Raw genomic sequence first — 11,725 nt, forward strand, 5'->3', positions numbered from 1 at the left:
GAATGGGCGTAACGAACACGCAAGACAGCTGGAATGAGCTTTCATCGGATGAGCTACTGGTGCTTAGACGATGCTTTATCTGGTACGCGGGACAGCCCATGAAGGAAGAAGTACCTATACAGCTTACCCGGGGAGTGTTAAGTGGAGTCGAAACGAAACTGGCACTACGTGGATTACGTGCCCGAGGCTGGCTGGAGGCTGTTACCAAATCGTGGGGCGAACGAATTTTATATATTCCGGTTCATCGGCTACCGGATCTGTACGATATGTTGTTAGAGCAAAATCCAATGAACATGATGCATTCGGATCATCCGATAAAGGTACATGAATCAATGACAGGCCTGGAGTCGGAATTACTGCATGCGTTGTCACGTATTGCGGTACAAGGTGTCCCTTTGACGGCCAAAGGAACCATACATAAGCGATCATTGCAAAAATTGAATGAACTGACCCCCTTTCGCCCAGATGACCTGATGGGTCTTGGGTTGCATTATGCGCATGCAGAGCTGTATCCAGTGCAAACGGTGGTAATGATGGATTTGCTACTCAGTTTGGGGCTGTTAGTGAAAGAAACTGTGTCTTTTCGCATTCAGGAAACGGAACTGGCGACTTGGATTCGTTTGTCTGCTTGGCAAATGCGCAAGCATATTTTTGCTACACTCATGGAAAGATACGGCAAGGCCGAAGCGTCTATGCAGCATTTTCGCTATATGCTGTGTGCCGTCTCCCAGTATGTAGGAACAGAAGGGTGGATATCTATTAAGTTTCTGCTGCAATGGATGCTTCAGGTAGGCCTAATCCAGCATGAGAGTACGAGCAGAGCTGATTCCAAGAATGGTGCCCTTTTAGACCTTGTTCCTATAATCTCAAATCCGGAAGGGTTTGCGGGAGAAACGGGTTCTGATTTTAATTTCAATGAACCTTTCATGGAGGAATTGAAGGGTTGGCTGAAGGCTCTGACTGCTTTTGGAATGGGTGATTGGGGCCAGACTGTATCGGGTAAACTGTGTTTTCGCTGGAATGTATCTGTGATAGAAATGCTTCGTCCCAATAATTACGAGGATACACATCAAGAGCAAGGTGCTTTTTATGTACAACCTGATTTTGAAATATTGGTTCCACCAGATGTGGCATATGATGTGCGCTGGCGACTGGAATGCTGCTGTGAACGTGTGACAGGAGATCGGATGGTAGTATACCGGCTCACCAGAGAAAGTGTTACAGAGGCAATCGAGTTAGGGATGGAAGCCAAAGCAATTCCTGCTCTTCTGGATAAATACAGCCGAACAGGTGTGCCTGATCATGTACGTATGGCGGTAGAACAGTGGGCAGGTGATGTCGGACGGACCGCTTTTGCAAAGGTAACACTTTTGCGATGTGGCACACAGGAGGATGCAGACATAGTTGCACGCCATCCCGCGCTGGAAGGATTACTGGAACGGCTGGGCGATAGGGACTTTATTATTCCGGCGAGCTCTGCTGTCAAAATACGAAAAACGCTTGCTGCAATTGGATTAGGTCCACGTCGTGAACCGGAAGGTGTGGACGAGCCAACTCATCATTATCCATTGATTTCGGAAACAGAGAAAATAAGTTCAGGCAGTCCCAACAGTGAAATGGAGTCCGACCCGATTCAGGCCCGTCCTATCTTTTCCCAAGAGGGAAGAGCAGGTTTGGTTTATACAGGGCGTACGCTGCATTTTTACGAACAAGAGCACATGTTGCCTGATCCGTCTGACTATTTTCCGGAAAGATCTACAGTCCCCTCCTCATGGACAAAAGAATGGAGGAGTTACCATACTTCCACTGCCCGGCAGTTGATCGAGCAAGCGATCCGTTGGCAGGCTGCTGTGGGACTGCGAATCGGTGGGAAAGAGGTTAAATGGATACCGGAGGCGGTGGTTCCCGGTGCACCATGGAGTGTCACAGGTTGGTATGCCTCAGGAATGGATGACGAAACACCTTCTCAAGCGAGCTTACAGCCAAGTGAATGGTCAGACATGCGGCTGCTGGTTCCTTTTACATAGTAGAGCCAGGAAGTGCATGAAACTCCTTCTTCTCAAAAGAAGGATGTGGTATGATAAATGAGTCTACTTTTACTGGGTAGAACTTTATATAAAGTGAGATGAACATTCATGAGCGTAGCCGAATTGAATACGGTCAATATGGCAGAAGTGCTTATTAACGCCTATGAATTGGGCGATATGGTCAACCGATCCTTTGAGGTATCGGATTATTTATATTGGAAACAGCGTGTGGAATTGAATCCGTCTATTCAGGCGTGTGTACGCAAGCTGGATGCCAAAAAGGAGCTATTCGCGGAAACGGAGCGTTTTGGGCATTTTCATCCGAACTATCATGAAGCGAAGGATGCAGTGCAGGTCGTCGAGCTGGAATTGGAACAATTCGTGGAGGTTAAGGAGTTCAAACGAGCCGAAAAGGCGCTGGATGATATGCTTCATGCCATGTCTGAAACGATTGCATATTCCGTGTCCGAGACCATTAAGGTGCCGAGCAATGATCCGAATGTGAAAAAGGGCGGATGTGGCAGCGGAGGGAAATGCTCCTGTGGATAGGTCATAGGAATGATACCGAGTGGAGGGGAGATGAAGCGAATGTTTGCCGAGCGGACAGGGTACATCATTTGGGTAAGCGATATCAAGGCTGCCCGCAATCTGGAGAAATACGGAAATGTCCACTTTATTTCAAAGCGTATGCATTATGTAGTTATATATATGAATGCGGATCGGGCAGAAGACACCGTTAAAAATATTCGCAGACTTTCCTATGTGCGTAAGGTCGAGCGTTCTTTTCGAAATGAGATTAGGACGGAGTACAACGACGATAAGGAAAAGATGAAAGAATATGAAATATAAGTTTCTAATATCTATATATTGTAAAATATTCTTAAAAGGTCAGCCTACGGGCTGGCTTTTTTTTGTAAAGTCAGGACTTTTGCATAATGGTCTTAATGCTGTTAGACCTAAAAAATCTTTAAAAACCGCCCATAAACTTCAATTTTGTAACTTGTAGTCCCGGGTCTGTTGAGGTAACATATGAATATATTGGTAGATATAAAGACCTATCTGGTGGGGAGAGTGATCCCGTGCGTGACAAAGCAATGCAGCGATGGAGTACATACGAACCGTTCTACGTGGAGATGGGCGATAAAAAAGTCGCCGATATCGTGATTACAAATCATGCGAAAACTCGCTACTTAGATCGGATAGAGCAGAAACAGTCCGAGACGAATCATATCGCCGCCTGGCTTTGGGAATGCCTGAAGCAAAACAGGATGGAGTCCTACTATCATAACGAAGAGGATGTATATTTAATTGATGGTGATCTGGTCGTCGTGGCCGAATTTGGAGAGTTGCCCGGCGAGATGGATATTGCGGGGAATCCGCTTCACAAGATGATTGTCATTACCTTTTTGGGTCGAATGTCGGAGACCATTGAATTAAGGGATTTGAAGTCATACTATTCATGGCTACGCCATTCGCGACGCATGACACTGATGAAAAGCACTCGTAAGCAAAAATAGACGGTGATTGGGCGGTCGGCTCTAGATGAAAAAATCTCCGAACTTATGATTACCGTCAATTTTGAGTAGAAAGTATGCAGTTATCAGCTGCATGCTTTTTTTATTTCCAGCAATAAAACTCCCCAATTCAGTAAGTTTACTTGGAAATGCTTCGACAGATGTTTTTCTTATGGTAAAATAGAGAGATCAGAGGGGAGAGGGCTGTCAGTATGAACTTTCATCAGTTGCACATTTTTTATACCGTAGCGGAGCGTGGGAGCTTTTCGGCGGCGGCACAAGCGCTGCATATGACACAACCTGCGGTGACGATGCAAATTCAGTCTTTGGAAGATTATTTCGGCACGAAGCTGCTGCAACGTTCGACTAAAAAAATCGAGCTTTCAGAGGCGGGAGCGACACTACTACCTTTTGCGAAAAAAAGCATGCAACTGATTAGGGAAGCTGACGAGGCGATGTCTGCTTTTACTCACATGCTGGAGGGAAGATTGCATATTGGCGCCAGCCTAACGATTGGTGAGTATATTGTACCAAGAATGTTGGGGCCGTTTGGCCAGGAATACCCTCATATACGCATGGCAATGAATGTGATGAATACGACTCAAATTATGGATGATATACTAAAACATCAGTTGAATTTAGGACTGATTGAGGCACCAGTCCAGCATCCGGATATCGTGGTAGAACCTGTAATGCAGGACGAACTGAAACTGATTGTGCCTTCAGGACATGCGCTGGCCAAGGCTAAAAAAGTGGTTCTGGAAGATGTGTTTAAGCATCCCTTTGTAGCCAGAGAAAAGGGATCTGGTACACGTCAAGTGATAGAAGATGAGCTGAAAAGTCGTGGTGTGGATGCCTCTCGACTTGGTATTGTAATGGAGATGGGGAGCACTGGAGCGGTTAAATCGGCGGTGGAGGCTGGACTGGGAATTACCATGCTATCACCTTCTTCGGTGAAGCATGAAGTTGCGCTCGGTTTGTTGAAAATTGTAAACATTTCAGATATCGCGTTCAAACGAGAATTTTATGCAATTCATTTGAAGTCGGCGTTGTTGCCGATTCCGGTAGTCACCTTCCTGTCTTACTTGCGTCGTCATGATCAGGGAACGGACGTGCTGAGGGACTCGCAGGACGAGCTGGCAAAGGTGAAAGAGAAGGAGGATGTATAATGAAGGAACAGATTAACGTAAAACGATATGATTTACATACACACACCCAAGCATCTGACGGCATGCAGCCACCCGCAGATAATGTGCGCTGGGCCAAGGAAAAAGGGCTGGCAGGTGTAGCCATTACAGATCATGATACGGTAGCTGGTCTGGAGGAAGCTCTGAAGGAGGGAAAACGCATAGGAATTACTGTGGTGCCAGGAGTGGAAATTAGTACTCGAGCTGGCGGTAAGGATATTCACATACTCGGTTATTTTATGGATTACCGCAATAAAGTTTTTTTGGAGCGGTTGGAAAAGCTTCGCCAGGCGCGGGATACCCGTAATGATTTGATTTTGAGTCAATTGCGTAGTCTGGGCGTGGAAATCACACTGGATGAAGTGGTGGCTACGATGGGCAGACCGCTGGCACCAGATGAAAGCATTGGACGTCCGCATATGGCAGATACGCTGGTTCAAAAAGGGTATGCGAAGGATATGCGGGATGCGTTTGACCGTTATTTGGCGGAAGGAGCACCCGGATATGTGTCTGTACCCCGTGTAGAGCCTGCGGAGGCCATAAACTGGATTCGTGAAGCAGGAGGGGTTCCTGTGGTGGCCCACCCTGGCTTATACGGAAATGATGAGCTGGTTCGCTCTATTATAGAGGAGGCGAAGCCTGTGGGCTTGGAGGTGCGACATTCTGACCATGATGCTGAGGCTGAGAGCCGATATACTGCGATGGCGGCACAATATGGGCTCATTGCAACTGGCGGCTCGGATTTTCACGGTGCACGCCAAGGTGTTATTTTTCACGGTGATCTGGGTAGCCGTAGTGTGGAAGATCAGGTTGTCGAGGAATTGAGGAAGGCTGCTGTTGGACAAAAGTAAATAAAAAGCCCCTTGCTTTATGCATGGAACACAAGAAGTGTATCCTGCAAAGAACAAAGGGCTTTTTTTGTGGATTCAATAGGCTGGTGAGACTTAGCCGTTTTTGATGCGATTCGGCAACTTCTTGACCAGTTCCTCATCGGGTGTAATGAAGAGCGTACGCTGATGGTCGTAGATGACAAAGCCGGGCTTGGCTCCGCTGGGCTTACGTACATGCCGAATCAGGGTGGCGTCCACAGGCACACTGCTGGACTGCTTGGCCTGGCTAAAGTAGGCGGCGAGTTGAGCTGCTTCCTCCAGCGTCGTATCCCCGAATTGCTCAGCACGAATAACGACGTGTGACCCCGGAATATCCTTTGTGTGCAGCCAGGTGTCATTTGGTCCGGCCAGTCGATTTGTCACATATTCATTTTGCAAGTTGTTCTTGCCGACCAGTAACTCGATACCTTCGGATGATGTATAGACGTGCAGGGTTGGACGGTCGTTTTTCTTCTTTTTCTTTCCTTTTTTGACCCGATCTCTGAGATAGCCCTGCTGAACCAGTTCTTCACGTATTTCCTCAATGTCATTCATAGAGGCGTGGGCTAGCTGCTGAAGAAGATTGTCCATATAACGGATTTCTTCGTGCGTTTTCTCCAGTTGTTCGTCAATGACAGCCAAGCTGTTTTTATATTTGTTGTATTTTTTAAAATACCGTTGTGCATTATCTGATGGGTTGAGTAGCGGGTCCAGTGGGATGGTCATTGGACGCTGTTCCTCATCATAAAAGTTGGTGAGCGTCACTTCTTTGTCCCCTTTTTTTACCTCATGCAGCGAAGCGAATAGCAGCTCTCCATAAATGCGAAATTGATCCGCATCTTCCGCCTCGGCCAAATCCTGATGGAGATAGTCGAGTTTTTTTACGTTTTTACTCCGCTCGTTTTGCAGAAACCGCAGTAGGTCACTGACTTTTTGTTTAACTGTATCCCGTTCTGCCTTTTCACCGAAGAAGTCCTCCATACACTCACTGATAGTAGCGTACTCCTTACGTTCTTCTTGGATCAACGTCAGTGGAATGGCTGAGAATATCACTTTATCTTGTGCGTTTAGTCCAGATACTGGCTGAAAACGATGATTCCGCACGTCATCCATGATGTGACTGAATGTACTCCATAGTGAACGATCACTATCACCAGATACTTCATTAGTTACTCGAGTTAGTATCTCTTCAGCAATGAGGGGACTGAGTCCAGTAAAAGTGTTCACGATCCAGCGTTTGGGAGCTTCTTCGGCCTCGATCGCTGTTTGATACGAGGATATGAAGGCTGCCTCTTCCGTTTCTAGTGGATTCAGCTTGTTTTGTTCAGGAGGCTCCGTGTATTGAAAGCCGGGCATAATGACCCGATAGCTGCTAATAGACGGTGTGACATGATGAATGCCATCCAGCATCACGCCTGTTTCCGGGTCAAGCAAAATAATGTTGCTGTGTCTACCCATCAGTTCAATGATAATTCGTTTGAGTGAAATATCCCCCAGTTCATCACGTTGACGTATATCCATGTGAATAATACGCTCCATGCCCACCTGCGTGATTTTCTCAATAACGCCTCCTTCGCAATGCTTGCGAAGGAGCATACAAAACATAGGGGCTTCTGTCGGATTAAGAAAGCTTTGTTCTGTAAAATGTACACGCGGGAAGGTCGGATTAGCCGACAGCAGCAGCTTTACGCTTCCACCTTGTGCCCGCAGATTCAGCACGATATCGCGATCATTTGGCTGATGTATTTTATTAATGCGCCCGCCCCGGATTCCTTGCAATTCGTGTACGATAGCGCGGGTTACGATTCCGTCCAATGCCATAATTATGTTCTCCTTTGAAGCAAATGTATTTTCGCCTTCCTTCTATGATACATAACTTTGGGACAAAACTTAAGCTGCTTTGTGATATTTCAGGTCCTGTCCGAATAGATTGAATCTAGAAAGTCTGTCCAGCTTATCAGCAATCGCGGCACAAAAATATAATAACGGGCAGCCATCCTACGCACAACCGACGGAAACGGACTATCTGACCGGGAGGGAATTGGGGAGAATGGAACAAGCACACTGGCACCAATTAAGCAATGAACAGCTTTCAACAAGTCTGGAAGTCGACCCGAAGCAGGGTCTTTCGGAGGAACAGCTTGCGGAACGAAGAGAAAGGTCAGGATGGAATGAGCTGAGCGAGGGGAAGCGAGTTTCGGCAATCTTGCTGCTGCTCAATCAGTTCAAGGATTTTATGATGCTTGTATTGATGGGAGCGACCCTGATATCCGGACTGCTTGGCGAATATTTGGACGCGATTACCATTATTGCTATTGTTGTACTGAATGGAATTCTCGGCTTTGTACAAGAATTCAGAGCTGAGCGTTCATTGCGAGCTTTGAGACAACTGTCGGCCCCAACCGCCAAAGTGTTGCGGGGCGGCAAACGAATTCAAGTTCAGGCCAGAGAACTGGTGCCGGGTGATATTGTGCTGCTGGAAAGTGGTGATCGCATTCCCGCAGATGTAAGGTGGTTGAGTACGAACGGCTGTGATGTAGAGGAGTCCGCCCTGACAGGTGAATCAGTTCCGGTGAGTAAGCATTGCCGCCCTATTCATGCCGCCGAAGTACCACTCGGGGATCAAAAAAACATCGGTTTTATGGGCACGATGATGACCAGAGGAACCGCACAAGGAATGGTTATACGTACAGGTATGAGTACCGAAATGGGTAAGATCGCAGACTTGATTGAAAATACGGAGTCGCAGGAGACACCGTTGCAGCACAGATTGGAGCAATTGGGCAAAATTTTGATTATCGTAGCGTTGGCGCTAACGGTGCTCGTTGTCGTAGCAGGCATTTTACATGGACAGCCAGCCATGAACATGTTCTTGGCTGGAGTGAGCTTGGCTGTGGCGGCTATACCGGAAGGGTTGCCAGCTATTGTGACGATTGCGCTCGCATTGGGTGTGCAGCGTATGATTAAACGAAAGGCGATTGTACGTAAGCTGCCTTCTGTTGAAACGCTCGGCTGTGCATCTGTCATTTGTTCCGACAAAACGGGTACCCTGACCCAAAATAAAATGACAGTCACCAAGCTATGGCTGGACGGTCGTTTCTGGGGAGTTACGGGAGAGGGCTATGACCCACACGGGCATATTATGGACAGAGACCTTCCTGCCGATCTTAAAAACGGACAATCTCTGCGTAGACTGCTGCAAGCCAGTGTGCTTTGCAACAATGCGGAAATTGTTCAAGCCGATACAGAGGAGCTACGTTCGAAAAAGAAAACCAAAGAGCCGACGCCGTCCGCCGTTTGGGAACTGAAGGGTGATCCGACGGAAGGAGCGCTGATCACGTTAGCTGCCAAGGGCGGAGTCACGCGACAAGGGCTATATGAGCTGTACACAAGGGAGCGAGAATTTCCCTTTGACTCGGATCGGAAGCGAATGTCGGTACTCGTACGCCACCAGGGAGGACACATTGTCTTTGCCAAAGGTGCCCCGGATGTACTGCTGGGTCAGTGTTCCTATATTTTATGGGAAGGAAATGTCGTTCCGTTAACGGGTACGTTGCGCCAAAAGGTACTGGCGGCTAACGAAGGAATGGCCTCGGAGGCGCTACGTGTACTTGGTGTCGCTTACCGTGATATTCGCTCGCATGAGCGTGTCTCCACGGTTGAGGAGGCTGAAGCACAGCTGATCTTTATTGGGCTGACAGGCATGATTGATCCGCCACGTCGTGAGGTTCGCGAAGCCATTGGCAAGTGCCGTCGTGCTGGCATTCGCACTGTGATGATTACCGGAGATCACGGTACAACTGCAGAGGCCATTGCACAGCAGCTGGGCATTCTTCAACGCGGATCTCATGTGTTGACAGGACAGGAACTGTCTGCGATGGATGATGCGGCGCTGGACAAAGCCGTTGATACTGTCTCTGTGTATGCACGAGTTTCGCCGGAGCACAAGCTACGGATCGTTAAGTCGCTGCAAAGACGCGGACATGTCGTAGCCATGACCGGAGATGGTGTCAATGACGCTCCAGCGATAAAGGCGTCGGACATCGGTATTGCCATGGGCATTACGGGGACGGACGTGACCAAAGAAGCGGCTGCGCTTGTTCTGAGTGATGATAATTTCTCAACCATTGTAGCCGCAATTGAGGAAGGACGGAATATTTACGAGAATATCCGTAAATTTATCCGTTATCTACTCGCCTCCAATGTTGGTGAAATTTTGACGATGTTTTTTGCCATGATGGCCGGGCTGCCATTACCTTTGTTACCGATCCAGATTTTATGGGTGAATCTGGTGACAGATGGCCTACCAGCGATGGCTCTGGGGGTGGACCAGCCAGAAAAGGATCTTATGGAGCACAAACCTCGTGGCGCAAAGGAAAATATTTTTGCTCGTCGATTGGGCTGGAAAATCATTAGTCGTGGCTTGTTGATTGGTTTATGTACGCTAGCGGCCTTCTGGCTGACATTACGTATTGCACCGGATGACGCAGGACAATTGATCAAAGCACAGTCCGTTGCCTTTGCTACGCTAGTCTTGGCACAGTTAATTCATGTATTTGATTGCCGCAGTTCCCGTTCTATTTTCCATCGTAATCCGTTTCAAAATAGTTATCTCGTGCTTGCCGTGCTCTCCTCCGTAGTGCTAATGCTGGTGGTTATGTACGTGCCTGTGCTGCAACCTATTTTCAAAACGGTACCGCTTGGATTGCGTGAGTGGGCGCTATCCATTGTGGCAGCCGGGATTCCTACGTTTCTTATGGGAGCGGGAAGTGTATGGGGCGGTCGACGCAACCGTCGTCGCGGCGGAAATACACACTTTTCAGCAGGACGTACGAAGTTTTCAGCCTAGTAATCGGGTCATGCATACCGCATCGCTTTCCCACTATTGCCCTGTATGATATCATGGGATCAAAGCTTTATGAGGAACATGATATCAGCAGCAACGGCGGAGGTAAGCTATGGAATTCACAAAAATGAACGGTCTAGGTAATGATTTTATCGTTTGGTTTGGGCATCAGGATTTGCCGTCTGACGCCTCGGAATTAGCTGTTCGGCTATGTGATCGACATTTTGGTGTTGGCGCCGATGGGTTGGTATATATATTGCCGTCAGAAAAAGCGGATTTCTGCATGCGCATCATTAACTCGGACGGCTCGGAGGCCGAGCAATGTGGTAATGCTATCCGTTGTGCTGCCAAATACGTATATGACCGTAAACATATCAACCGTGAACAGATCACGATCGAGACCCTGGGCGCAGGTGTGCAGCAGGTGGAACTAACTGTAGAGAACGGACTTGTTCGTATGGTGAAGGTAGATATGGGAGAGCCGATTCTTGAGGGTTTGAAAATTCCAACTACACTAGAGCGGACTAGCGTAATTAACGAGCCTATTGAAGCTGGAGGAAGTGGTTTTCGCTTTACGGCTGTATCTATGGGGAATCCGCACTGTGTCATTTATGTGGAGGATGCGCCAAGCTTTGATCTGGAAGCCTGGGGGCCGAAGCTGGAATGCCATCCGTTGTTCCCTAAAAAAACAAATGTTGAGTTCGCCACGGTACGTAGCCGGAAGCATATAGATATGAGAGTATGGGAGAGGGGAGCCGGACCAACGCTAGCTTGTGGAACCGGAGCCTGTGCTACGCTTGTTGCTTCTGTACTAAACGGATACAGCGACCGTCACGCCATTGTAAGCCTGAAGGGCGGCGATCTGGATATCGAATGGAACGAGGAAGATAATCACATATATATGACGGGCCCGGCTGAGATCGTGTACGAAGGTCGTCTGTTCTGAATCATGTGAATTATAAAGATAGCGTGTAACTGGCCTATGAATCGTATAGAAGTGAGAGAAGACCTTAGAGGTCTTCGCAGGCTGTCGAGAAAGTCTCGACAGCTTTTTTTATGTTCATTTTATTTAAGACGACACCGCGTTAATGTTGTATAATATAGGTAACTATTGTAGAACGGACGGTGTTGATATGCTGCGACCTCATCAAGACCAACAACAATCTTTTGAATTGGTTTCTCTGGAAGAACTGGTACCGCAAGATCATCTGCTTCGTAAAGTGGATACATATATAGACTTCTCCTTTATTCATGAGAAGGTAAGCCCGCTGTATTGTGCGGA

The 11,725-nt window shown here is 47.7% G+C and carries 9 protein-coding genes and 1 pseudogene; 9 read left to right on the top strand and 1 reads right to left on the bottom strand.

Annotation, left to right across the window (positions count from 1 at the left end):
• Positions 1–2: 2 nt before the first annotated feature.
• The 6 genes from WA407_RS22100 (at position 3) to WA407_RS22125 (ending at position 5,579) form a co-directional block, all read left to right on the top strand.
• On the top strand, positions 3–2,027 hold the full coding sequence (locus WA407_RS22100) for a helicase-associated domain-containing protein (RefSeq protein ID WP_336078371.1): 2,025 nt from the start codon (positions 3–5) through the stop codon (positions 2,025–2,027).
• A 108-nt stretch (positions 2,028–2,135) separates the two neighbouring features.
• Positions 2,136–2,576 carry a YlbF family regulator gene (locus WA407_RS22105; protein WP_061829012.1) on the top strand — a complete coding sequence of 147 codons (441 nt, stop codon included), beginning with the start codon at positions 2,136–2,138 and terminating at the stop codon, positions 2,574–2,576.
• A gap of 39 nt (positions 2,577–2,615) precedes the next feature.
• A complete protein-coding gene (locus WA407_RS22110) occupies positions 2,616–2,876 on the top strand; it encodes a YlbG family protein (RefSeq protein WP_023989316.1) in 261 nt (86 codons plus the stop codon).
• A gap of 230 nt (positions 2,877–3,106) precedes the next feature.
• Positions 3,107–3,544 carry a hypothetical protein gene (locus WA407_RS22115; protein ID WP_023989315.1) on the top strand — a complete coding sequence of 146 codons (438 nt, stop codon included), beginning with the start codon at positions 3,107–3,109 and terminating at the stop codon, positions 3,542–3,544.
• A gap of 209 nt (positions 3,545–3,753) precedes the next feature.
• Positions 3,754–4,710, top strand: coding sequence for a selenium metabolism-associated LysR family transcriptional regulator (locus tag WA407_RS22120; RefSeq protein ID WP_061829013.1), 957 nt, complete (start codon positions 3,754–3,756; stop codon positions 4,708–4,710).
• On the top strand, positions 4,710–5,579 hold the full coding sequence (locus WA407_RS22125; RefSeq protein WP_235309499.1) for a PHP domain-containing protein: 870 nt from the start codon (positions 4,710–4,712) through the stop codon (positions 5,577–5,579). The genes WA407_RS22120 and WA407_RS22125 overlap by 1 nt, the downstream gene beginning before the upstream one ends.
• Positions 5,580–5,672: 93 nt before the next feature.
• On the opposite strand, the gene WA407_RS22130 is transcribed toward WA407_RS22125, so the two are convergent.
• On the bottom strand, positions 5,673–7,418 hold the full coding sequence (locus WA407_RS22130) for an Rqc2 family fibronectin-binding protein (protein WP_250261031.1): 1,746 nt from the start codon (positions 7,416–7,418) through the stop codon (positions 5,673–5,675).
• Between the two features lie 229 nt (positions 7,419–7,647).
• Between WA407_RS22130 and WA407_RS22135 the strand changes: the two genes are divergently transcribed.
• The 3 genes and pseudogenes from WA407_RS22135 to WA407_RS22145 form a co-directional block, all read left to right on the top strand.
• On the top strand, positions 7,648–10,446 hold the full coding sequence (locus tag WA407_RS22135; protein ID WP_250261032.1) for a calcium-translocating P-type ATPase, SERCA-type: 2,799 nt from the start codon (positions 7,648–7,650) through the stop codon (positions 10,444–10,446).
• A gap of 109 nt (positions 10,447–10,555) precedes the next feature.
• Positions 10,556–11,389, top strand: a complete 834-nt coding sequence (gene dapF / locus WA407_RS22140; protein ID WP_069289882.1) for a diaminopimelate epimerase — start codon at positions 10,556–10,558, stop codon at positions 11,387–11,389.
• 187 nt (positions 11,390–11,576) lie between these two features.
• Positions 11,577–11,725: pseudogene (locus tag WA407_RS22145) on the top strand (IS5/IS1182 family transposase); the annotation flags it as partial.

The organism is Paenibacillus sp. 203, assembly GCF_037027525.1.
Lineage (GTDB): Bacteria > Bacillota > Bacilli > Paenibacillales > Paenibacillaceae > Paenibacillus > Paenibacillus polymyxa_B.

Coding starts and splice junctions, on each gene's coding strand:
- WA407_RS22100 (WP_336078371.1), top strand. CDS start 3: ATGGGCGTAACGAACACGCAAGACAGCTGGAATGAGCTTTCATCGGAT.
- WA407_RS22135 (WP_250261032.1), top strand. CDS start 7,648: ATGGAACAAGCACACTGGCACCAATTAAGCAATGAACAGCTTTCAACA.
- WA407_RS22120 (WP_061829013.1), top strand. CDS start 3,754: ATGAACTTTCATCAGTTGCACATTTTTTATACCGTAGCGGAGCGTGGG.
- WA407_RS22130 (WP_250261031.1), bottom strand. CDS start 7,418: ATGGCATTGGACGGAATCGTAACCCGCGCTATCGTACACGAATTGCAA.
- WA407_RS22110 (WP_023989316.1), top strand. CDS start 2,616: ATGTTTGCCGAGCGGACAGGGTACATCATTTGGGTAAGCGATATCAAG.
- WA407_RS22105 (WP_061829012.1), top strand. CDS start 2,136: ATGAGCGTAGCCGAATTGAATACGGTCAATATGGCAGAAGTGCTTATT.
- WA407_RS22125 (WP_235309499.1), top strand. CDS start 4,710: ATGAAGGAACAGATTAACGTAAAACGATATGATTTACATACACACACC.
- dapF (WP_069289882.1), top strand. CDS start 10,556: ATGGAATTCACAAAAATGAACGGTCTAGGTAATGATTTTATCGTTTGG.